Below are 22,319 nucleotides of genomic sequence, written 5' to 3'. Positions count from 1 at the left end.
TCAGCCCCGTTTGATCGCGAAGCTGTCGACATAGGCTTGCGGTTCTGCCGGGTCGAATGTCTTGCCCATGATCGTGTAACTCTCATAGGTGACATCAGGGGCCGAATAGCCGAGGTCTTCCATGATCTTCTTGCAATCTGCGGCAAGATAAACCTCTTCGGCGACCTTCTTGTAGTCGACATCGCCCTCGATATAGCCCCAGCGTTTCATCTGGGTGAGGATCCATACGCCCATGGAGTGCCAGGGGAAGGGATCGAAATCGATCCGGTCCGGGATCTTCTGAACTTCACCCAGGCCATCTGCAAAGGTCCCGGTGAGAACTTGTTCGACGACGGGAACCGGCTGGTTCAAATAATTGGCCGGCGCGATGGCTTCGGAGATTTCCTTGCGGTTTTCCGGATTGCGGGCGTACTGGGTGGCATCGACAATCGACTTCAGCAGGGCGCCATAAGTGTTCGGAAGCTGTTGGGCAAAGGACAGCGGGCAGGCGAAGGCACAGCATGGATGGCCTTCCCAGATGTTCTTCGTCAGTGTGTGAATGAAGCCGATCCCTTCCCAGACCGCACGCTGGTTGAACGGATCTGGCGAGAGATAGCCGTCCAGATTGCCCGCACGCAGGTTCGCGACCATTTCCGGGGGCGGAACCACGCGGATCTGAATGTCGGTGTCGGGATCGAGGCCGTATTCGGCAACGTAGTACCGCAGAAGGAAGTTGTGCATCGAGTATTCGAAGGGGACGCCGAAGGTGAAGCCTTTCCAGTCCTTCGGATCGCGCTTGTCGAGATGCTGGTTCGACAGGACGATGGCCTGCCCGTTGATGTTCTCTACCGCCGGCATGATGTAGGGCGTGGCAACACTGCCTGCGCCAAGGGTCATCGCCAGAGGCATGGGCGTCAGCATGTGCGAGGCGTCATATTCCCCCGCCAGAGACTTGTCGCGCGCCACGGCCCAGCCGGCGGTCTTGATCACCTGGGCGTTCAGTCCATGCTTTTCATAAAAGCCCATGGGCTGAGCCATGATGATTGGCGTCGCACAGGTGATCGGAACGAAGCCGATGCTCAGATCGGTCTTTTCCGGCTTGCCAAGTGTATCCAGGATAGCTGCCTTGGCCTTGTCGATCGGAAATACCGAGGCCAGGGCTGCTGCAAAGGTGCTGCCGCCAACCAGTCCCATGAAGGACCGGCGGGACAGGTCATTCTGGCCGAACATTGACCTGACGATCGCATTTTCGACGGCCCGTTCCATCATGTCGTCCGACGACATCAGAGGCGCATCATCCGCCTTGAAGCCTTGGGTGGAACAAGACACGCAACGGCATCCCGAGCCATGGCGCAGATCTGTCTTGTGCGAGAATGGATTTCCGAGACTTTTGGTCATTGAGGTCCCCCTGCATTGCTGCCGAATTTAAATCTGCACCAAGGGTAGCCGACCTGAAGCTTAGATATTGAGCATGCCTAAGAAAAGACATTTCTTTTTTAGTCTTTATAATTCAATGTCTTATTAAATTTCAAATTGAGAACAAGTTACGCTATTTCATATTTTACGAGATTTCGTATTCTTGACCCATAGGAATTTGGAGCAATGCCATTTCAGGAGAAGAGCCGGTTCGATGATTGTCCTTTTTTCCAATGAGGCGATGCTCAATCGTCTGCCATCGGCGGCCATCGTGATTGATGCTGCAGCGGATGAGATCCTTCATGCCAACACCAAGGCGCAAGAACTGCTCGGACCAGATGCCCAGCCAGGGCAACGCTTCTCGGGTTTTATTTACAAGGATCTCGCTGCGTTCATCGTTTTCCTGGACGAGGTTATTTACCGGCGCCAGGCATGGACCCGCGCTGTTCAGCTCATAGTGGGCGACGGTGACCGGCTGAATGTGGAAATGCGCGCCTGCCAACTGGATGACAGCCCAAACCGGATCTTGTTGCTACTGATAGACCTGGAAGAATTTCGATGGCATGAGCGTGTCACCGACACGGAAAAACTTCATCGCGAAGGTCTTATGGGCTGGCGCCGGGCGCAGGAGTTCTTCTCGGAACTGGAGCACCAGAACCAGCTTATTCTCAATGCTGCCGGTGAAGGCATTTATGGTGTGAACACAAAGGGGCAGACGACTTTTGTCAATCGGGCTGCCCAGGAGATGCTTGGCTGGGACACCGAGGATCTTCTCGGAAAGCCGATCCATAACATCATCCATCATCACCACCAGGATGGAAGCGTCTACAAGGCGCATGATTGCCCGATCTACCAGGCCTTCAGGTCCGAAAAGGTCAACCGGGTGGAGGATGAGGTTTTCTGGCGCAAGGACGGCAGGCCGATCCAGGTCGAATATATCTCGACCCCGATCTACGACCGTAATGTGCTTGCCGGAGCGGTCGTGATTTTCCGGGATGTGACCGAGCGCAAGCTGAACGACAAGAAACTTCGTGAGGCGTTGGCCGAAGTCGCAGAGCTTCGCGACCGGCTGGAGAAGGAAAATGCCTATCTTCAGGAGGCTATTACCAATGAACGCGCACATCACGACGTCATCGGTCATTCTCCTGCCATTCGTCAGACCCACGCGAAGATCAAGCTGGTTGCGCCGACTGACGCTCCGGTCTTCATTACCGGCGAGATCGGGGCCGGCAAGGCCATCGTCGCAAATTCCATTCACAAAGAAAGTAGCCGCAAACGCCGGCCGCTGATCCAGTTTCGATGCGGATCGATTAGCCGCCGGGCCATGGAAATGGAGCTCTTCGGGCATGTCGGTACAGGAGAGCACTCCGGGCCGGATACCTCAGGTGCACTCGAGCTGGCAAACGGCGGAACGCTCTATCTGGAAGACATTTGCGACCTACCTCTAGACCTCCAGGGTGAATTGCTGAGGGTTCTTCAGGACAAGAAGTTCAAACGGGTGAACGATGCCCGTTTTCGCAATCTCAATATACGCGTCATCGCGTCTTCAGCTAAAAATGTGGAGCAGGAAGTTGCCCTTGGCCGATTTCGCGAAGACCTTTATCTGTTGCTCAGCGTCTTTCCCATTCATTGCATTCCCTTGCGCGACCGCCGGGAGGATATCCCCGAGCTGACAGCCCGGATTCTGGAAATTATGTGCGAAAGGTTGAACCGGAAGCTGCCGATCGTGACGGAGCGCACGATGCAAACGCTGATGGATTATCACTGGCCGGGAAATGTCCGGGAATTGCGAAATGTCATCGAACGGGCGGCCATCGTTTCCACTGGTGGGAAGCTCATAGTGGAGCTCGGTCAGGCCGGTCAGAAAGCGGAAACTCATCTCCGAACGGTGCGAACGGAGAAGGAAATGCAGCAGGAAGTTCGGGCCAACCTTGTTGCGGCTCTGCGCGAAACCGGAGGGCGGGTCGCGGGGAAGGAGGGCGCCGCGGCTCTTTTGGATATGAAGCCCACCACGGTTTATTCTCGGATTGAGAAGCTGCAGATTAAAGACCAGGAATGGTGCGCGGATTAGGTGCTCCGCGATGACCTTGTCCGTCTTTCTCCGGCTCGGCGAGGATACAATTGAGCATCCGCAGCCATGTGATAGTACTGCGAGCCTTGTCCGGCAAAGCAGAAGGCGATGGGCAGGGCGGAGGAATTGAAAGCCATGCATAAGACCCAGATGGGCAATCCGGACACTGAAGGTTTCTTGTTGGATGGCCCCGTCGCTGACGGCCAGCAGCTCCTTTCCTCCAATCGCGTTGCGGTGTGGTGGCTGTCGCTAGATGAAATCCAGGACATGGATTGGGGGAAGCTTGATAGCCTCTTGATTGAGGAAGAACGTGAAAGATCAGAGCGGTTTCATTTTGACCGGGACAGGCTGGTTTATGTTGCCGCACATGCAGCCTGCCGGGGCCTGCTAAGCTATTGTCTCGGGGGATCGCCTCTGAGTTGGCGATTCAGCGTCGAAGATCACGGCAAGCCTGAACTCGTTTGTTCGCCGGGGCAGCCCCGGTACCGGGTCAACATTTCCCATACGCGCGGGCTGGCAGCCGTTGCGCTGTCGCAAGAGCACGATATAGGCGTCGACGTTGAGTGGCGGCAGCGGAATGCGCCAGCGGATCAACTCGCCAGGCGGATGTTCGCTGAAAGTGAGCGATTGAGGGTCGAAGCTGCGGCGGGTGCGGAGAAACTCGATCTTTTCCTCGGCTTCTGGACCCTCAAGGAAGCCTATGTGAAAGCCATCGGGAAGGGCCTGTCTCAACCGCTGGACGCCTTTGCCTTCGATTTGGAAACCCATGAAATCAGCTTCCGGGACAGTCTGGCGGATAGGCCTGCCAACTGGCACTTTGAGCGCTACCGGCCCGGGCCGGACTACCTGATGGCTTTGGCCGTGCGCCACCCCGACAAATCCAGTCTGATTGTCGACGCTCGACCGGCTCCACTGGGCTATCTTCTCGACCTTGCCGGATCTGAGCTTTGATCGTGAACGCGCTTATTGGCACGTGCACCCTGAGTCATGCGGCCGCGTTCATGCGATCTGACGAGGTTACTGCTTATGCCGCGTGAGATTGGGTGACCGCTGCGCAAATGCTCCCGTTTTGACTCTTCGGGGAATTGAGCTATTCCTTGAATGAAAATCGCTGCTAAAATTTACTAAACTATGGCGCGCAATGGGCACTATCCGGTCGTTGCTCGTGGGAAATGACGATCCATGGTCACCATCAAGCAAATCGCCAAGGCTGTCGGCGTATCGTCAGCAACTGTTTCCCGCGTCCTGAATTATGATCCAGCGCTATCGATTTCAGCGGCCAAGCGGGAAGCGATCATCGAGACCGCCGAAGCTCTGAATTACGAAACCCCTCGGAACCGGAACCGGGGTGCGAAACGGGGAACAGTTGGAAATTCTGCCGATGACCGGTTGCCGCGGCTCGCATTGGTGCATTTCCTTCAGCCTTCGGAAGAACTGAGCGATCCCTATTACATCGGCGTCCGGCTCGGTATCGAGAACCGTTGCCGGGATCTGAAGACGGAAATCGTCAAGGTCTATCACTCTGATGAATTTCCGGCCCCGGATCTTCTTCAGGAGGCAGCCTGTGTCATCGTCGTCGGCAAACATTCTGCCAGGGAAGTCGCCTGGCTGAAGGCGAACAGCCGCCATCTGGTCTTTGCCGATTTCAATCCCCGGCGCGACGATATCGATTGCGTGTTCTGCGACCTTGGATCCGCAACCCGCGCTCTGCTTGATGAACTGGACAGCCTTGGCTACCAGCGCATCGGTTTTATCGGCAGCTTCGAAAACATTGACGGCCATTCGGAGCCACACGGAGAGCAGCGGTGCCGCTCCTATATCGACTGGTGCCGCGAGAAAGGCCGGTTCGACGAGAACCTGCTGGTTCTCGGCAATATCTGCGACAGCGGCCAGAACCTGCGGCTTGAAACCGGCTACATGCTGGCGCAGCAGCTACTTGCGGCCGCCGCCAGGCCTGATGTGATCCTGACCGCCAACGACAACATGGCGATCGGGGCCTATCGCGCCATTCAGGAGGCGGGCTTGTCTATCCCCGAAGACATCGCCATCGTTTCCTTCAACGACATTCCCGTCGCACAGTTTTTGAACCCACCGCTTTCGACTGTGCGCATTGCTGGCGAGCATGTCGGCGAAGCTGCGGTCGATCTGTTGCTGGAGCAGATCGCGGGCAGGGACTTCAACAAGAAGGTGATCATCCCTACCCGGATGATCTGGCGTCAAAGCAGCCGCGTGCCTGAGCTGAAGACGCTCGTTGCGGCGCAATAAATTTTTAGTAAACTTTACTTGCAGTCCATTTCGCTTTCAGCTTAACTCCTCGTTGCGGAGAGGGAGCTCCGCATCCACTCCGTGGGAGGAACGAATGAAGAAAGCGATTTTGCCGCGTGCGCTGGCTGCGATTGCACTGGGGTCCGCCAGTCTCTTTGCAATGACGGCCGCCCAGGCCAAGGAAATCACCATCTGGTGCTGGGACCCTAATTTCAACGTCGCGATCATGAAGGAAGCCGGTGCGATCTACGCCAAGACCCATCCGGATGTGACTTTCAATGTGGTCGATTTCGCCAAGGCTGATGTGGAGGCCAAGCTTCAGACTGGTCTGGTCTCGGGTGTGACTGACAGCCTGCCGGATATTGTCCTGATCGAGGATTACGGCGCGCAGAAATACCTGCAATCCTTCCCTGGGTCCTTCGAACCGATGACCGGCACGGTCGATTATTCCAAGTTTGCGCCCTACAAAGTCGCGCTCGCCACCGTTGAGGGCGAGACCTATTCCATGCCCTTCGATTCCGGTGTGACCGGCCTCTATTATCGCAAGGACTATATCGAGGCGGCTGGTTTCACCCCTGCGGACATGCAGAACCTGACCTGGGACCGCTACATCGAGATCGGCAAGACCGTTCTGGAGAAAACCGGCCATCACATGCTGGGCCTTGATCCGAACGATGCGGGCATGATCCGTATCATGATGCAGTCCGGTGGCGAGTGGTATTTCACCGAGGATGGTGATCTCAACATTTCCGGCAATGCGGCCTTGAAGGCGGCGCTGGAAACGGAAGCCAAGATCCTGCAGTCGGGCATCGCCAAGCCGGCGGCCGGCTGGTCGAACTGGGTCGGCACCTTCACCTCCGGCGATGTTGCCTCGGTCATTACTGGCGTCTGGATCACCGGCACGGTGAAGGCAACTCTGGACCAGGAAAACAAGTGGGGCGTCGCTCCGATCCCGACGCTGGACATTCCCGGCGCGGTCGCTGCCTCGAACCTCGGCGGATCGAGCTGGTACGTTCTGTCCAGTTCCGACGTGAAGTCGGAAGCGGTCGATTTCCTCAATGAGATCTACGGCAAGGACGTGGACTTCTACCAGAAGATCCTCACCGGTCAGGGCGCGGTCGGCTCGCTTATGGAAGCCCGCAATGGTCCGGCTTATGCAGTCGCCGACCCCTTCTTCGGCGGTGAGAAGATCTGGCAGAACTTCGCCGACTGGCTCGCCATGGTTCCGTCCCTCAACTACGGCATCTTCACCAATGAGGTCGATGCAGCCGTGGCCTCCCAGTTGCCACCTCTCGGCAAGGGCGGTTCGGTTGACGATGCACTGGCGGCCATCGAGGCTCAGGCCCGCTCTGCGATCCAGTGACCGCAACAGGGCAGGGGAGAGTTCTTCTCCCCTGTTCCCTTCCTGGTCTTTTTCCCCTGCACCCACCGGCGACCCCTGGGCGGAGTTTGCCATGCGGACAAGGCATTCCATGGACAAAGCATCGCCAAGACTGAACCGCTACTTCGATGTGAACGGCTGGCTCTTCGTTGCGCCCGCAGTGCTGCTGATCGCGGTCTTCATGGTCTATCCCATCCTCTATTCGCTCTGGATGTCGTTTCAGACCGGACGTGGGATGAAGATGCATTTCGACCTGACCGCCAATATCCTCCGGCTCTTTTCCGACCCCATGCTGGGGCTGGCACTTTACAACACCATGATCTTCTTCATCGTGCAGGTGCCGGTGATGCTGATCCTGGCGCTGCTTCTTGCCACCATGCTCGATGACAAGAGGGTCCGCTTCCGAGGCCTGATCCGCACGGCAATCTTCCTGCCCTGCGTGTCCTCGCTGGTGGCCTATTCGGTTCTGTTCAAAAGCATGTTCGTGCAGGACGGGCTGGTCAACACAACGCTGCTGGACCTGGGGCTGATCTCTTCGCCCATTCCCTGGATGACCGATCCGTTCTGGTCCCGTGTCCTGATCATCATCGCCATCACCTGGCGCTGGACCGGCTACAACATGATCTTCTATCTGGCGGCCTTGCAGAACATCGACAAGTCGATCCATGAGGCTGCCCGAATCGACGGCGTGCCTGCTTATGGCCGGTTCTTCTTCCTGACCGTTCCGATGCTGAAGCCGGTGATCTTGTTCACCACCGTGACCTCGACCATTGGCACCTTGCAGCTCTTCGACGAGGTGCGAAACATCATGACCAGCGATGCAGGCGGTGCCGCCGGGCCCTCGAATTCAGCCCTGACCCTGTCGGTCTATATCTACAACCTGACCTTCAAGTTCATGCCGAACTTCGGCTATGCCGCCACGGTTTCCTATGTGATCGTGATCGCCGTCGCACTGCTGTCGCTGCTCCAGTTCTATGCCTTGCGGGAGCGGACCTGATGGATCTCTATTTCCAGCGGCTGCGCGGCGGCCTCGTCTATCTCTTTCTGATCACGGCAGCTTTCCTGTCGATTTTCCCCTTCCTCTGGATGGTGCTGGGGGCAACGAACACCAGCGCGGACATCAGCCGCGGCAAGTTTGGCCTGGGCGGGGCGCTGTTTGACAACATCGTCAGCTTCCTGGCCTTTGCCGATGTGCCGCTGATCCTGTGGAACTCGCTGAAGATCGCGCTTCTGACCACCTTGTTCACGCTGGCCGTGGCTTCGATCGCCGGATACGGCTTCGAGATCTTCCGCTCGCGCCTGCGCGACCGGCTCTACCGCGTTCTGCTGCTGACCCTGATGATCCCCTTTGCGGCGCTGATGATCCCGCTCTTCATCATGATGGGCAAGCTGCACCTCATCAACACCCACTGGGCCGTGATCCTGCCCAGCATCGGCTCGGCTTTCATCATCTTCTATTTTCGCCAGTCGACCAAAGCCTTCCCGCTGGAACTGCGGGATGCGGCGAGGGTGGACGGACTGAAGGAATGGCAGATCTTCCTGCTGATCTATGTGCCGGTGATGCGGTCCACCTATGCGGCCGCCTTCGTCATCGTCTTCATGACCGCATGGAACAATTATCTCTGGCCGCTGATCGTGCTGCAGTCCAACGACACCAAGACGATCACGCTCGTCGTCTCGTCGATCGCCTCGGCCTACTACCCTGACTATGGCGCGGTGATGGTGAGTGCCATTCTCGCCACGCTCCCGACCCTTATCGTTTTCTTTCTCATGCAGCGGCAGTTCGTGCAGGGCATGCTCGGCTCCGTCAAATAGGACTTTCCATGCGCAAGACCACCCTTTTCAACGATGGCTGGACCTTCCTCGACGGCTTTTCCGAGGAGATGAAGACGCAGATCCAGCCCGGGGCAGAGGTGCGCCTGCCGCACAATGCCGTTGATCTGCCGCTGAACTATTTTGATGAGACCAGCTATCAGCGCGTCTTCACCTATCAGAAGCAGCTGGACTGGCAGCCGGAGTTCGAAGGCAAGGAAGTCTCGATCCAGTTCGACGGCGCCATGGCCAATGCAGTTGTCTGGGTGAACGGGCTGGAAGTGGCCGCCCACAAGGATGGCTACACGCCCTTTGAGGCACGCCTCACCAGACATCTGAAGCCCGGCGGAAATCTGATCACCGTGAAGATCGACGGATCGGAAAATCCCGAGATTCCGCCCTTCGGTGGCCGGATCGATTATCTCACCTACGCGGGCATCTACCGCGATGCCTGGCTGAAGGTGACCGAACCTGTCCATATCCGCCGGCTCAAGATCGAAACGCCCGATGCGCTGTCTCATGAGAAGACGGTGACCGTCCGCGTTGATATGGCTGAGGCCGAAGGTCTGCTGAATGTTCAGCTGAAGGATGCCTCGGGCACGGTGATCGCCAGCTTAGAAAAGACCGTTTCGGCAGAGAGCGAAACGTTGTTCTTTACCGGCCTGACCGGTCTTTCGCTCTGGGAGCCGGGCAATCCGGTCCTTTATACCGCCGAGGCTGTGCTGACATCGTCCACGGGAACGGATGATCTGTCCTCCACGTTCGGCTTCCGCACCGCGGAATTCACGCCGGAAGGCTTCCTGCTCAATGGCAAGCCCTTCAAGATCCGAGGCCTGAACCGGCACCAGGCCTGGCCTTATTCCGGCTATGCCATGGGCAAGCGGGCGCAGGAGCGGGATGCGGAGATCCTGAAAGAGGATCTCAAGTGCAATCTGGTGCGCACCTCGCATTATCCGCAGTCGCCCTGGTTCCTGGACCATTGCGACCGGATCGGGCTGCTGGTGTTCGAGGAAATTCCCGGCTGGCAGCATATAGGCGGCGAGGAGTGGCAGGCCGAATCCGTGCGCAATGTGGAGCGCATGATCGAGCGCGACTGGAACCATCCTTCCATCATTCTTTGGGGCGTGCGCATCAACGAATCCCAGGACAATCACGCCTTTTATCTGGAAACCAACCGGGTCGCCCGTGCGCTTGACCCGACCCGCCAGACTGGCGGCGTGCGCTACATCACCGACAGCGAGTTCCTCGAAGACGTCTACACGATGAATGACTTCATCCTGGGGGATGAAGAACTGCCGGGCCGCAACCGGGGCCGCATCGCGCTTCGGGACCAGCAGGAATGCACCGGCCTGCCGCGCAAGGTGCCCTATATGATCACCGAATATGGTGGCCACATGTATCCGACCAAGCGCCATGATCAGGAACAGCGCCAGGCGGAGCATGTGACGCGCCATTTGCAGGTGTTGAATGCCAGCTACGGCGACCCTTCGATCTCCGGCTCCATCGGCTGGTGCATGTTCGACTACAACACCCACAAAGACTTCGGCTCCGGCGACCGGATCTGCCATCACGGCGTGATGGATGTGTTCCGCGAGCCGAAATTTGCAGCGCATGTCTATGCCAGCCAGTGCGATCCGGCGGACGAGGTCATCCTGAAGCCTGTCACTTTCTGGGCGCGGGGCGAGCGCAACATCGGCGGCATCCTGCCCCTGATCGTGCTGACCAACTGCGACGAGGTGGAACTTGCCTATGGCGAGAGTGTCGTCAAACGGGTCGGCCCGGACCGCAGCACCTATCCGCATCTGCCCCACGCGCCCGTGGTGTTCGACCGGCGGCATTTTTCGGCAGACGAACTCGGCCTGTGGGGCATGCAATGGGAAGATGGCCGGGTCACAGGCTTCATCGATGGCAAGCCGGTCATGACCGTCAGGCTGACGTCAAGTCCCTTGCCCGCCAAGTTGCAGGTGGAAGCCGACGAGGACACCGTGACCGCCGGCCACAAGGACCAGGTGCGCGTCATCGTCCGGGCGCTCGACCAGACGGGTCATATCCTGCCGTTCCTGGACGAGCCGGTGCATGTCTCGGTCACCGGTCCCGCCCGGCTGCTGGGGCCGGATATGCCGGTTCTCACCGGCGGCACCACCGGGTTCTGGCTGGAATCCACCGGGGAGACGGGAGACATCGGCGTTACCGTGTCCTCGCCACGGTTCAGCCCTCAGCACCTGCGCCTGACGGCGGTATAGGGGAGGGTGGCATGAGCGAACTGAGCCTCAGACAGGTCAGCAAGTCCTTTGGCACCTTGAAGGTCATCAAGGATGTCGATCTCGAGATCGAACAGGGGGCCTTTACCGTTTTCGTCGGGCCATCCGGCTGCGGCAAGTCGACCTTGCTGCGCATGATCGCCGGACTTGAGGACATCACCTCCGGCGACCTGGAGATCGGCGGGGCGCGGATGAACGACACTGATCCGTCGAAACGCGGCATCGCCATGGTGTTCCAGTCCTATGCGCTTTATCCGCATATGAGTGTCCGCCAGAACATGGGTTTCGCGCTGCGTTTCGCTGGTGTGCCGAAAGCACAGATCGACCGTCAGGTGATGGACGCGGCCCGGATTCTGGAGCTGGAACCGCTGCTGGAGCGCAAGCCCGGCCAGCTATCCGGCGGCCAGCGCCAGCGGGTGGCCATCGGCAGGGCGATCGTCCGCCACCCCAAGGTGTTTCTGTTCGACGAGCCGCTGTCCAACCTCGATGCGGAACTGCGCGTTCACATGCGCATCGAGATCGCCAAGCTGCACAAGCGGCTCGGTGCGACGGTTATCTACGTCACTCATGACCAGGTGGAGGCCATGACGCTGGCCGACAAGATCGTCGTGCTGCGCGCGGGCCGGATCGAGCAGACCGGCACACCGCTTGAGCTCTATACCGATCCGGACAATCAGTTTGTCGCCGGTTTCATCGGCTCGCCGAAAATGAACTTCCTTCCGGCCCGCGTGGCCGGGGGCGGTGACGGGCAGGGCGGACCGGCGGTAACGCTGGAGGATTTTGGAGTAACAGTGCCAGTAACTGGCCTGAAGAACCTGCCCGCGCCCGGGACACGGATCACCGTGGGCATCCGTCCGGAAAAGTTCAATGAGCAAGGAGATCAGGGCTTGAGCGTCGCCATTGAAATGGTCGAGCATCTGGGGTCTGAAACTCTGGTCCACGGACGTGGTTCGGGCGATCTGATCACAGTCAAATATCCCGGCATTTCCGCCATTGACGACGGCCGTCTCGACGCCCGTTTCAATGCCGGGGATCTTCTGTATTTCACAGAAGGAGGCGAGCGCATCCGCTAGGCTGCGCCGCTTCCACTGCAGAGCTGCCTGATGCTGCCGGTCCAGCGCTGGCAATTTGGACCTTCTAAAATATGCCGCGCAAGGCTGCGGCTTTCCGGAGACTGCAATGCACGCCCCCAAGATTACCTTCATCGGTGCGGGCAGCACCGTTTTCGCCAAGCATCTGATGGGCGATATCCTCTCCTTCGAGGAGCTGCGGGATGCGGAAATCGTGCTTTACGACATCGACGAGCAGCGCCTGGGAGAATCGCTTGCTGTCGGCAACAAGATCAAGCGGCAGCTCGACGTTCCCGCGAGCATCAGTGCGACGACGGACCGCTCCAGAGCTCTGGATGGCGCCGATTTCTGCATCAATATGATTCAGGTCGCCGGTTACAAGCCTGGCACGGTCGTGGATTTCGAGACGCCCAAGGCCTATGGCCTGCGCCAGACCATCGCCGACACGCTCGGCATCGGCGGCATCATGCGGGCGCTGCGTACGGTTCCGGTTCTGGCGGATATGTCGAAGGACATGGAACGCCTGTGCCCGGACACGCTGCACATCAACTACGCCAACCCCATGGCGATGAACTGCTGGGGCCTGAGCCGCCTGTCGAAGATCCGGACCGTTGGATTGTGCCACTCCGTGCCACACACGGCGAAGGAACTGGCCGACGATATCGGGGTTCCGGTCGACGAGATCGACTATCTCGTCGCCGGCATCAACCATATGGCCTTCTATCTGAAGTTCGAGCACAAGGGCGAAGACCTCTATCCGCGCATCCGGCAGGTGATGGAAGAGGGGCGCGTGCCGGACTGGAACCGGGTCCGCTATGACATGTTCAAGCGGCTCGGCTATTTCGTTACGGAAAGCTCGGAGCATTTCTCCGAATATGTGCCCTGGTACATCAAGTCCGGCCGCGAGGATCTGATCGAACGTTTCAACATTCCGCTCGATGAATATCCCCGCCGCTGCGAGAACCAGATCGCCGACTGGCAGCGGCTTTCGAAAGACATGCAGGACCCGGACAAGACGGTCGAGATCGAGCGCAGCGTCGAATACGGTTCCCACATCATCCGCGCCATGGTCACCGGACAGCCTGCGGTGATCTACGGCAACGTCACCAATGACCAGATCATCTCGAACCTGCCGCAGGGCTGCTGTGTCGAAGTGCCGTGCCTTGTTGACCGCAACGGCATCCAGCCGACCCGTATCGGCGCCCTGCCACCACATCTTGCCGCCCTGATGCAGACCAACATCAACGTCCAGGCCCTGACAGTCGAGGCCATCGTCACCGGCAACCGCGACCATATCTTCCACGCAGCGATGCTCGACCCGCATACGGCGGCGGAACTGGATCTCGACCAGATCTGGGCCTTGACCGGCGACCTGTTGAAGGCTCACGGCGACTGGATTCCGGAGAACCTGCGCTGACAGAGCTGTTCATTGCGCCACGAAGCAACCAGGCGTTTGACGGGCTTTTGCGTTTGGTCGCTCGATAGATCGGCAAGTGGGCTCGTCTTGAGGACCGCTTGCCTGCTTGCCATGGCTTAACCAGAGCTTGGTCTATTATCCGCCGAGCTCTCGTTTGAAAAACTCTGAGCATCTTGCGTCATCCACATAGGCCACGTTCAGTCTGAGGTGGCTCCGTTTGCTTGGATCATTATCGATTTCGAATACGGAACCCGGTGCGAGAAAGATGCTCTCGCGCGCAGCGCGGCGTGTGAGTTCTATGTCGTTGATCCCTTCCGGCAGTTCGACCCAGAGATAATAGCCATCGACCTCTTCGATCCAGGGCTGCAGGCCAAGTTTGCGAAGGCTCCGTATCGCAGACACTTGCGCATCCCTGATCCGTCCATTGAGGCGCTTGAGGTGATGGCGATAATGGCCGTCGTTCAGAACGGTGTGAACGATACGTTCGACATATCCGGAGGAGTTGACGATCGTCAGCATCTTCATATTGACGAGATTGCCGATGAAATCCGCTGAAGCGGCGACATAGCCTACCCGAAGGCTGGCGGAGAGGATCTTGGCGAAGGTGCCGACGTAGACGACGCGGCGTAACTGGTCGAGTGCGGCAAGCCGGGCAGCGCTTGCCGGCATGAGATCGCCAAACGCATCGTCCTCCACGATCATAAAATCCAGCTGGTCGGCGATCCTGAGAATGTCGTATGCCCGGCCGAGTGTCAGGGATGAGCCTGTCGGATTGTGCGCGAGCGATTGTGTAAAGAAGAAGCGGGCGCCACTTGCCTGCGCTTTCGCCGCAAGATCGTCGGGATCCGGACCGCTTCGGTCGCGGCGCACGCCAATCAATCGCGCACCGGCCAGCTTCAGTTTCGCGAAGAGGGGATAATATCCGGGACTGTCGGTCAAGACGGCATCGCCCGGGCGCAGATACTGACGGATAATCAGATCAAAGGCATGGTTGGCGCCGAGGGTCAGAAGGATGTTTTGCGGATGAACGGCGATGGACCGTTCCTCAAGCGTCCGTGACAGTGTTTCGCGTAGCGGCAGATAGCCAATAGGGCTTTCATATGCATGCTCGAACAACCCCCTGTGACCGCTCGCTATATTGCGCAGATGGCTCTTCAGGACGGAACCTTCCACCCATTCGGCTGGTGGGCGTCCTTCGCCGAGGCGTGTGGTGAAGCTGTGCTCCAACTGTTCGCGCAGCAGTGTTGCGATGTCGACCGCTTCGGCCTGCCGGACCCCGACCGCATCATCCGGTTGGCGACGGATGCCGGTCACATAGTAGCCAGCGCCGTGCCTGGGTTCCACGTAGCCACGCGCGACCAGGCGGTCATATGCCTCGACGACCGTATTCTTCGACACGTTGTAGGCTGTAGCCGCAGCTCGCAACGAACGTAGCCGCGTGCCCTTCTGCAACACTCCTTCGTTGATTGACAGTACGATCCGGGCCGCGATCTGCTCGGCCTTGCTGTCCTTGCCCGTCACCTGCCTCTCCCACTGTTCCTAAAACTTGACTGGTACAGCAAGTTCAAACTGGTCCAAACTGTACCTTGTATTGATGGTACAATATCAGCAAGCTTAGGGAAAGCTGGCGGACGAGGCAAAGAGCTAGAGTCGCCGAATAATCACTTGGGAGGATCAAAGTGAAAGCTCAGTCGGGCGTCGCAAACTCGCGTCTGGAAGGTTTCCGCAATCTCACGCCGCAACAGCGTTGGCAGAAAGTGGTCGAGGCTGTCGACCTGGATGATGCCGACGCGGCATTGCTGGCTCAGCCGGGTGCGCTTCCGCTCGCGACGGCCGACGGCATGATCGAGAACGTCGTCGGCACCTTCGAGCTGCCGCTGGGTGTTGCCGCCAATTTCACGATCAACGGCAACGACTACATCATTCCGATGGCAGTCGAGGAGCCGTCGGTCGTGGCTGCAGCTTCCTTCATGGCCCGCATCGTGCGCGACTGCGGCGGTTTCCAGACATCTGTCACCGACCCATTGATGCGTGCTCAGGTGCAAATCATTGGTCTCTCCGATCCGTATGGCGCCCGTCTGAAGATCCTGTCCGAACGCGCGCGCATCATCGCGGCCGCCAATGCCTGCGACAAAGTTCTGGTGGAACTCGGTGGCGGCTGCCGCGACATTGAAGTCCACGTGTTCCCGGATATGCCCGGGGGCGCCATGGCGGTGATGCACTTGATTGTTGACGTCCGCGACGCGATGGGGGCCAACACCGTCAACACGATGGCCGAACGCGTGGCGCCTTTGATCGAGGAACTGACCGGTGGAACGGTGCGGCTACGTATCCTGTCGAACCTGGCTGACCTGCGGCTGGCACGGGCACGGATAGTGGTGACGCCAGAGGCGCTGACAACGAAGGACATTGCCGGCGAGGAGATGATCGACCGCATGGTCGCCGCTTACCAGTTTGCGGCGATCGATCCCTATCGGGCCGCGACCCACAACAAGGGCATCATGAACGGCATCGACCCGCTGATTGTCGCGACAGGAAATGACTGGCGTGCGATTGAGGCTGGCGCCCATGTCTGGGCGGTCCGCAAGGGCCACTACACGTCGCTGACGACCTGGGAGAAGGACAGGTCCGGAAACCTCGTCGGTACACTTGAGCTGCCCATGGCCGTCGGGATCGTCGGTGGGGCCACCAAGACGCATCCGCTGGCAAAGCTGGCGCTGAAGATCCTGAATATCAGTTCGGCCGCCGAACTGGCTCAGATCTGCGTGGCGCTCGGCCTTGCACAGAACATGGCCGCGATCCGGGCCCTTGCCACTGAAGGCATCCAGCGTGGACACATGGCGTTGCATGCCCGGAATATTGCGATCGTGGCCGGTGCAGTTGGCGCCGAGATCGAAGCGGTGGCGAGAGAGCTTGCTGCTGCCCACGATGTCCGCGTAGAGCGGGCGCGTGAATTGCTGGAGACGCTGCGCAAGTAATCATTGAGGCCGGAACCTTCGGGAAGGGTTTGGGTGGAGGAAGCCGGCCGCACCGGCGAAGAGAGGCCTGCCCTTTGAGGCAAGTCATTATTTTCTAGGGAGGAACACATGACCAAGATCAACATTTCACGCCGCTCGCTTTTGCAGTTAACCGCTGGCGGCATTGCCGCGGTGGGGGCAAGCAAGCTCGCGACACCGGCTATCGCACAAGGCAGCAAGGTGTCCTGGCGTATCCAGTCGCTCTGGGACGGTGGCACCACGCCACAGAAGTACGAGGAAATGTTCGTCCAGAAAGTCGCCGAGAAAACCGGCGGCGCGTTCGAACTCAAGCTGTTTTCTGCGGGCCAGATCGTTCCTCCGGCGCAATCCTTCGATGCCGTGCGCGGCGGGGCCTTTCAGATGATGAAGACCTTCGACGGATATACCGCCGGCAAGATCCCCGCACATGCCTTCACCAGCACGATCCCCTTTGGTTACAAGAATTCCCAGGACTATGCCGCATGGTTCTATGAACTTGGCGGCTTGGAAATGGCAAGGGAATCCTACGCGCCGGCCGGGTTGCACTATATTGCGCCGACCATCTACGACCAGGAACCTATTCATTCGAAGGTCGAGATCAGAACCGTCGCCGAGTTCAGCGGCAAGAAGGGCCGTTTCACGGGCCTGGCATCGACTGTTATGGGCGCCTTTGGCGTTGCGGTCACTCCGCTTCCCACCGCGGAAGTGTATTCAGCCCTGGACAAGGGCCTGATCGACATCGCCGATCGCGGAGACCTGCAAGCGAACCTTGACGCTGGTCTTGCCGAAGTCGCGCAGTTCATCATCCTGCCGGGCGTGCACCAGCCGACCACCGCAACGTCTTATGTTGCCAACAAGGCGGCGTTTGACGCTTTGCCGGACGATTTCAAAAAGGCACTTGCGGACGCTGCCAAGGAAATCTCCGACAAGTATCAGGCGAACAAGACCAAGACGGATGCCAGTGCGCTTGCAGCTTTCAAGGAAAAGGGTGTGACCGTTATCGAACTGGACGAGGGTGATGTCGCCGCAAGCAGACTTAAGGCTGTTGAAGCGTGGCGTTCCGCGGCCAAGAGCGATGCGCTTGCCAACAAGATTCTCGACAGCCAGATTGAGCAGATGAAGAAGCTGGGGCTTCTCGCCTGATCTTCAAAAGGCGCGCCGCTCGCGGCGCGTCTCCCCTCTGATTTCCAGCCGTCGAGCAGCTATGCCCACTCCGGTCAAAATACTCTACGACGCGGTTACCGCACTCAATCGGTTCATCTTTCAAGCGGCCAGCCTGTTGATGTTCCTCATCGTGCCGGTCATGCTTTTCGCCGTCGTTTCCCGTTATGTGTTCAACTCTCCCTCGACCTGGGCGATGGAGCTTGCGACGCTCATTTTCGGCCCGTACTTCCTGCTGGCCGGGCCCAATCTCCTGCACGAACGCGGCCATGTCAGCCTGGACCTCGTTCAGCACGCAGTTGGAGCGGGCGCGCGCCGGGTCCTGGAAATCATCAATTATCCCATAATCATCGCCTTCTGCGTCATCCTGCTGTTCTATGCGGTTCCCTTCGCCTGGCAGGCCTTTGAATATGGCGAGACGTCCTACTCTTCCTGGAACCCGCCGATCTGGCCGGTGAAGCTTTTCATTCCCGTGGCGTTGGTGCTGCTCGGTCTGCAAGCGGCTGTCGAATGGCTGAGAGTTCTCTTCGATCCCACCGCTGTGACGGGACCCCATGCGGACGATGAGGTCGCAATCTGATGTCGCCGACCGAAATTCTCATCATCATGTTCGGAGGCCTCAGCCTCTTCCTGCTTGCGGGCCTGCCGGTTGCCTTCGTGCTGGGTGGCCTCTCGGTCATCTTCACGGTCGTATTCTGGGACTCGAGCGCGCTTGTCGTCCTCGTCCTGCAGATGTTCGACACAATGCAGTCGGAAGCTCTGCTCGGCATTCCGCTCTATATTTTCATGGCCATGCTGCTGCAGCGCTCGGACGTGATCCGCGATCTCTATACCGCCATGGAGCTGTGGTTCGGCCGCGTGCGCGGTGGCCTTGCCATCGGCACCGTAGTGATCTGCCTTGTCATGGCGGCGATGACCGGTGTCGTTGGTGCCGCCGTGACCGCAATGGGTATCCTTGCGCTGCCGGAGATGTTGAAACGCGGATATGACCCGCGCCTCGCCTCGGGTACGATTTGCGCCTCAGGAACGCTTGGCATCCTGATACCGCCCTCCGTGCTGACTATTGTCTATTCGGTGACGGCCCAGGTATCCATCGGCAAGATGTTGATCGCCGGCATCGTTCCTGGCGTCCTGCTCGGCCTTCTCTACATCAGCTACATTCTTGTCATCGGATATGTCCGCCCGGAAATGATCCCGGCACGCGAGGATATCCGGAGGGTCAGCTGGGGTGAGAAGTTTGCGTCACTCAAGACGCTGATCCTGCCGGCGATGATCATCATCATGGTGCTGGGTTCGATCTTCTTCGGCATAGCGACGCCGACAGAGGCTGCTGCTGTTGGTGTGCTTGGCGCAGCGCTCGCGGCCCTGCTGCGTGGCAATCTCAATCTCGGCATGCTCTACGGCTGTGCGACGGGCACACTCAAGACCACTGGCATGATTCTCTGGATAACGCTGGGTGCAAAGGCCTATGTGGCGATCTTTACCGGTCTTGGCGGTGCTGACACCCTGTTCCAGTTGCTGGAAGGCCTGGATGCCAATCCCTACGTCGTGCTTGCCTTGATGATGCTGATCCTGATCTTTCTCGGCACCGTGCTCGACGAAATCGGCATCATCCTCCTGACCGTCCCTGTCTTTCTGCCGGTGGTCCAGTTCTATGGCTTTGATCAGATCTGGTTCGGCGTGTTGTTCGCGCTGACCATCCAGATGGGCTACATCAGCCCGCCCTTCGGCTATACCCTGTTCTATATAAAAGGCACTCTTCCGAAGACGGTCACCATGGCGACAGTCTATCGGGGCATCCTGCCTTTCTTTTTGCTGCAGGTCGTGGGGCTTCTGATCTGTGTCGCCTTCCCCGATCTCGTCACTTGGTTGCCAGAGCTTATGCGTTGACCGCGGAGGGCGTCATCCCGCCATTGCGTTTGCCCAGTTGCAGAACGTGGCGTCGCGGATGCCTTGCCTTGCGGTGCACGTCCGCAATGGGTGAACCTTCGCCGTCTGGCGCAGGATGAACGTGATCTGCGCATCGGAAAACTTCGACTGCTTCATGGAGCTTTCCTTCTCCCGTCATCGGGACCAGAATTGGAAAATTCCAGCTCACAACGCTCCAAATTCAGGGATGTACGTCACTACGATACGCGAGCGAACGGCTCTCACCAGTTGAGATCTCCCTCCCTCTCGACAGGTAAGCGTATGTCGTTCGCAGAAACCAGAGGCACTAAATATTCAGGATTTCACGTAGGCGGCGGGTTGCAGAGCGGCCGAGTTCGACAGTTTCACTACATGTTTCGAAATAGAGCCGGCTTTTGTTCGCTGCATACCTTTCCACCTTCCGGATATGGCCCTTGTTCACTATGTGGGAACGGCTCAAACGGAAAAATGGCGGATTAGGCAGTTCGGGTTCGAACTTTCGAAGCAGCTTGCTGATCAGGTGGGTCTGGCCCGTTTCCAGAAAGATGCGGGTGTAATCCCCGTCGGCCTTAAGCATGGATATGGTCTCGGCCTGGACCAATATGGTCGTTGAGTTTGTTTTCAGGCGAATTCTGCCGGCTCCGTCCAGCAGCATGCTTTCTTCAGCTCTCTCCGTGTAACCGTCCGGAGAGGTGGTACGTTCGCGCAGGCGATTGATCGCGGTTTCGAGGCGTTGCGGTTCAACGGGTTTGAGGAGGTAGTCAAGCGCTGCGACATTGAAGGCGTCGATGGCATAAAGATCATAAGCGCTGACGATGATGATAAAGGTGTCAGGGGGTAAATCCCGCGCGATGTCGAAGCCAGTCCCATTGGTCAGTTCCACATCTAGAAAAACCGCATCCGGTTTGAAATGCCTGATGCTGTTGAGGGCTGTCGGGATGTCACCGGCTTCTGCGACGATCGAGACATCTTCGAATTGACCGAGCATACGCCGGAGCCCTCGCCGGGCTGAGGGCTCGTCATCGACCAGGATTACACGCAGCACGCCTGTCCCTTCAAAACGATTGTGGCAACGACTGTTCCTGGCTGCTCGACCAGGGAAAACGAATAGGCATCGCCATAGTGGAGGTTTAGACGCCGCTTGAGGTTTGACAGCCCGATTGCCTGGCGGTTTGGATCCTGTGCGGAAAGCTTGCCTGAATTGGATACACTTATCGTGATGGTATCTGTTCCCGTTCTTTTCACAAAAACAGCAATTTCGATGCTCGCGGACGCAAGCTTCAATCCATGTTTGACGGCATTTTCGACCAGGCCCTGTAAGATCATGTGGGGAACCTGGGTGTTGAGAGCCTCAGGTTGCGCCTTGACCGTGCATTTCAATCTGTCTTCGAACCGAAGCTCCTGAATTCTCAGATAGGCCTGCATCGCCTCGATTTCGTCGACCAGTGGGCAAAGGCTCCTGTTCGCTTGATTGAGGCAGTATCGCAAATAACCTGCAATCCCGCGGACCATTTCGAGCGCGCTATCTGGTCTTTCGTGAATTTCGGAAGCAACCGAGTTCAGGGCATTGAAAAGAAAATGCGGTGCCAGCTGCAGACGCAGTTGTTCCAGCTCTGACCGCATTGCTTCTGTTTGCGCCTCGCTCCGCCGCAGCCGCTCTACTCTGGCTTCATATTCGGATCGCAAAGAGAAATAGGCCAGGGACCAGCCCAGCAGAACGGCAATGTAGAAAATGGCCGGTGAGACCGGATCGATGATGGGATGCGCATTGGGAAAAAACAGTTCGCGCAAATACCAGGCTGCATAGGTCTCTGAAGTTCCGACAGCAAGGCAGAAGCACGCCATGAACAGGATGACCGGCATGCTTATGATCTTTTTGAGCCTGGCCAGAAAAAGCAGGTGCACAAGGGAGGTGAGCAAAAAGCCCAGACTTTCGAGTGTAAGTGTTAGAACAAAAGCGGCCTTCAGATCGGCCAATGTGAGTGTCCGGGCAAGCATGCCCAGGACCGCGATGAACAGCCATGCGCCAATCTGCAGAGTCCAGAACATCCGCTCAGGCCCTAGAGCTGTTCTGATTTCCGGGTCTGTATCCGGTTGAAACAAAACTTGTGCGCGACGATCCGTCGATTGCAGCTTCAAGGGGCGCTGAATTGTAGCTGCTTCACCGTCAATCATTTTCAACCACCCGGTAGACCGGAGGATGCTGCCTGACTTTTGAACAATCTGCAATCGTACGACGGGAAATGCCGGTTCATCGAAGAATCCGGCACGTTCATCGAATCCCGAATGAAATACTCAGACACAATTGCAAGATGGGGGATCTAGTTTTTTTGACTTTGAGTGACGCTGGTGCTGCCACTTGAGGGTGTTTTGGTTTGGCAATCAATATTTTGGCTGGGGGGAATTATGCTTGATGTTTTGGCGAGAGAACGCAGCATCCGGAAATTGTCAGATACATTCCCCTCTAGAATTCCAGCTAGGGCGTTCTTCCTGACCTCGGTTTCGCTGACGTGCCTAGTGGCAATGAGACCTGCCTGGGCGGGCAATTGCAACTCGGACGGAGACCCTATCGTCTGCACCTA

Annotated in this window: 18 protein-coding genes; 13 read left to right on the top strand and 5 right to left on the bottom strand. The window is 58.1% G+C overall.

The annotated features are described in order from the left end of the window. Positions 1 to 1,377, bottom strand: a complete 1,377-nt coding sequence (locus BUA94_RS19125; RefSeq protein WP_073014970.1) for a CmpA/NrtA family ABC transporter substrate-binding protein — start codon at positions 1,375 to 1,377, stop codon at positions 1 to 3. Between the two features lie 181 nt (positions 1,378 to 1,558). On the opposite strand from BUA94_RS19125, the gene BUA94_RS19120 reads away from it, so the two are divergent. The 9 genes from BUA94_RS19120 (at position 1,559) to melA (ending at position 13,672) form a co-directional block, all read left to right on the top strand. Beyond that, positions 1,559 to 3,466 (top strand): sigma-54 interaction domain-containing protein, encoded by a 1,908-nt coding sequence (locus BUA94_RS19120; RefSeq protein WP_208980173.1) that lies wholly within the window; start codon positions 1,559 to 1,561, stop codon positions 3,464 to 3,466. Between the two features lie 135 nt (positions 3,467 to 3,601). Further along, entirely contained in the window at positions 3,602 to 4,417 is an 816-nt protein-coding gene (locus BUA94_RS19115; protein WP_175558085.1) for a 4'-phosphopantetheinyl transferase family protein, read from the top strand. Between the two features lie 231 nt (positions 4,418 to 4,648). Next, positions 4,649 to 5,731: a LacI family DNA-binding transcriptional regulator gene (locus BUA94_RS19110; protein ID WP_073014968.1), complete on the top strand. Its 1,083-nt coding sequence runs from the start codon at positions 4,649 to 4,651 to the stop codon at positions 5,729 to 5,731. 94 nt (positions 5,732 to 5,825) lie between these two features. Beyond that, complete coding sequence (locus BUA94_RS19105; RefSeq protein WP_073014967.1) at positions 5,826 to 7,094, top strand: ABC transporter substrate-binding protein; 1,269 nt, start codon at positions 5,826 to 5,828, stop codon at positions 7,092 to 7,094. A 109-nt stretch (positions 7,095 to 7,203) separates the two neighbouring features. Continuing rightward, positions 7,204 to 8,109, top strand: coding sequence for a carbohydrate ABC transporter permease (locus BUA94_RS19100; protein WP_073014966.1), 906 nt, complete (start codon positions 7,204 to 7,206; stop codon positions 8,107 to 8,109). After that, positions 8,109 to 8,927, top strand: a complete 819-nt coding sequence (locus BUA94_RS19095; protein WP_073014965.1) for a carbohydrate ABC transporter permease — start codon at positions 8,109 to 8,111, stop codon at positions 8,925 to 8,927. The genes BUA94_RS19100 and BUA94_RS19095 overlap by 1 nt, the downstream gene beginning before the upstream one ends. 8 nt (positions 8,928 to 8,935) lie before the next feature. Further along, positions 8,936 to 11,167, top strand: coding sequence for a glycoside hydrolase family 2 protein (locus BUA94_RS19090; protein ID WP_073014964.1), 2,232 nt, complete (start codon positions 8,936 to 8,938; stop codon positions 11,165 to 11,167). 11 nt (positions 11,168 to 11,178) lie between these two features. Beyond that, positions 11,179 to 12,258, top strand: coding sequence for an ABC transporter ATP-binding protein (locus BUA94_RS19085; RefSeq protein ID WP_073014963.1), 1,080 nt, complete (start codon positions 11,179 to 11,181; stop codon positions 12,256 to 12,258). 106 nt (positions 12,259 to 12,364) lie between these two features. Beyond that, positions 12,365 to 13,672: an alpha-glucosidase/alpha-galactosidase gene (gene melA / locus BUA94_RS19080; protein ID WP_073014962.1), complete on the top strand. Its 1,308-nt coding sequence runs from the start codon at positions 12,365 to 12,367 to the stop codon at positions 13,670 to 13,672. A 135-nt stretch (positions 13,673 to 13,807) separates the two neighbouring features. Here the strand turns inward: melA and BUA94_RS19075 are convergent, their stop codons facing one another. After that, positions 13,808 to 15,193, bottom strand: coding sequence for an aminotransferase-like domain-containing protein (locus tag BUA94_RS19075; protein WP_073014961.1), 1,386 nt, complete (start codon positions 15,191 to 15,193; stop codon positions 13,808 to 13,810). 152 nt (positions 15,194 to 15,345) lie between these two features. Between BUA94_RS19075 and BUA94_RS19070 the strand changes: the two genes are divergently transcribed. The 4 genes from BUA94_RS19070 (at position 15,346) to BUA94_RS19055 (ending at position 19,719) form a co-directional block, all read left to right on the top strand. Beyond that, positions 15,346 to 16,650 (top strand): hydroxymethylglutaryl-CoA reductase, degradative, encoded by a 1,305-nt coding sequence (locus BUA94_RS19070; protein ID WP_208980181.1) that lies wholly within the window; start codon positions 15,346 to 15,348, stop codon positions 16,648 to 16,650. A 108-nt stretch (positions 16,651 to 16,758) separates the two neighbouring features. Beyond that, complete coding sequence (gene dctP, locus BUA94_RS19065) at positions 16,759 to 17,811, top strand: TRAP transporter substrate-binding protein DctP (RefSeq protein WP_073014959.1); 1,053 nt, start codon at positions 16,759 to 16,761, stop codon at positions 17,809 to 17,811. 61 nt (positions 17,812 to 17,872) lie between these two features. Next, a complete protein-coding gene (locus BUA94_RS19060) occupies positions 17,873 to 18,409 on the top strand; it encodes a TRAP transporter small permease subunit (protein ID WP_073014958.1) in 537 nt (178 codons plus the stop codon). Next, positions 18,409 to 19,719 (top strand): TRAP transporter large permease, encoded by a 1,311-nt coding sequence (locus BUA94_RS19055; RefSeq protein WP_073014957.1) that lies wholly within the window; start codon positions 18,409 to 18,411, stop codon positions 19,717 to 19,719. The genes BUA94_RS19060 and BUA94_RS19055 overlap by 1 nt, the downstream gene beginning before the upstream one ends. Before the next feature lie 12 nt (positions 19,720 to 19,731). Here BUA94_RS19055 and BUA94_RS23635 read toward each other — a convergent pair whose 3' ends face one another. The 3 genes from BUA94_RS23635 to BUA94_RS19045 all read right to left on the bottom strand — a co-directional run bounded on the left by BUA94_RS23635 (position 19,732) and on the right by BUA94_RS19045 (position 21,912). Further along, positions 19,732 to 19,875, bottom strand: a complete 144-nt coding sequence (locus BUA94_RS23635) for a hypothetical protein (protein WP_175558084.1) — start codon at positions 19,873 to 19,875, stop codon at positions 19,732 to 19,734. A gap of 169 nt (positions 19,876 to 20,044) precedes the next feature. Further along, the gene (locus BUA94_RS19050; protein WP_073014956.1) at positions 20,045 to 20,782 is read right to left on the bottom strand and encodes a LytR/AlgR family response regulator transcription factor; all 738 of its coding nucleotides are present in this window, start codon (positions 20,780 to 20,782) and stop codon (positions 20,045 to 20,047) included. Next, the gene (locus tag BUA94_RS19045; RefSeq protein WP_073014955.1) at positions 20,770 to 21,912 is read right to left on the bottom strand and encodes a sensor histidine kinase; all 1,143 of its coding nucleotides are present in this window, start codon (positions 21,910 to 21,912) and stop codon (positions 20,770 to 20,772) included. The genes BUA94_RS19050 and BUA94_RS19045 overlap by 13 nt, the downstream gene beginning before the upstream one ends. Between the last annotated feature and the right edge of the window lie 407 nt (positions 21,913 to 22,319).

The organism is Roseibium suaedae (genome assembly GCF_900142725.1).
GTDB classification, from domain to species: Bacteria; Pseudomonadota; Alphaproteobacteria; order Rhizobiales; family Stappiaceae; genus Roseibium; species Roseibium suaedae.
This window is presented reverse-complemented; position numbering and strand designations above follow the sequence as displayed.

Coding starts and splice junctions, on each gene's coding strand:
- BUA94_RS19125 (WP_073014970.1), bottom strand. CDS start 1,377: ATGACCAAAAGTCTCGGAAATCCATTCTCGCACAAGACAGATCTGCGC.
- BUA94_RS19115 (WP_175558085.1), top strand. CDS start 3,602: ATGCATAAGACCCAGATGGGCAATCCGGACACTGAAGGTTTCTTGTTG.
- BUA94_RS19110 (WP_073014968.1), top strand. CDS start 4,649: ATGGTCACCATCAAGCAAATCGCCAAGGCTGTCGGCGTATCGTCAGCA.
- BUA94_RS19105 (WP_073014967.1), top strand. CDS start 5,826: ATGAAGAAAGCGATTTTGCCGCGTGCGCTGGCTGCGATTGCACTGGGG.
- BUA94_RS19100 (WP_073014966.1), top strand. CDS start 7,204: ATGGACAAAGCATCGCCAAGACTGAACCGCTACTTCGATGTGAACGGC.
- BUA94_RS19095 (WP_073014965.1), top strand. CDS start 8,109: ATGGATCTCTATTTCCAGCGGCTGCGCGGCGGCCTCGTCTATCTCTTT.
- BUA94_RS19090 (WP_073014964.1), top strand. CDS start 8,936: ATGCGCAAGACCACCCTTTTCAACGATGGCTGGACCTTCCTCGACGGC.
- BUA94_RS19085 (WP_073014963.1), top strand. CDS start 11,179: ATGAGCGAACTGAGCCTCAGACAGGTCAGCAAGTCCTTTGGCACCTTG.
- melA (WP_073014962.1), top strand. CDS start 12,365: ATGCACGCCCCCAAGATTACCTTCATCGGTGCGGGCAGCACCGTTTTC.
- dctP (WP_073014959.1), top strand. CDS start 16,759: ATGACCAAGATCAACATTTCACGCCGCTCGCTTTTGCAGTTAACCGCT.
- BUA94_RS19060 (WP_073014958.1), top strand. CDS start 17,873: ATGCCCACTCCGGTCAAAATACTCTACGACGCGGTTACCGCACTCAAT.
- BUA94_RS19055 (WP_073014957.1), top strand. CDS start 18,409: ATGTCGCCGACCGAAATTCTCATCATCATGTTCGGAGGCCTCAGCCTC.
- BUA94_RS23635 (WP_175558084.1), bottom strand. CDS start 19,875: ATGAAGCAGTCGAAGTTTTCCGATGCGCAGATCACGTTCATCCTGCGC.
- BUA94_RS19045 (WP_073014955.1), bottom strand. CDS start 21,912: ATGATTGACGGTGAAGCAGCTACAATTCAGCGCCCCTTGAAGCTGCAA.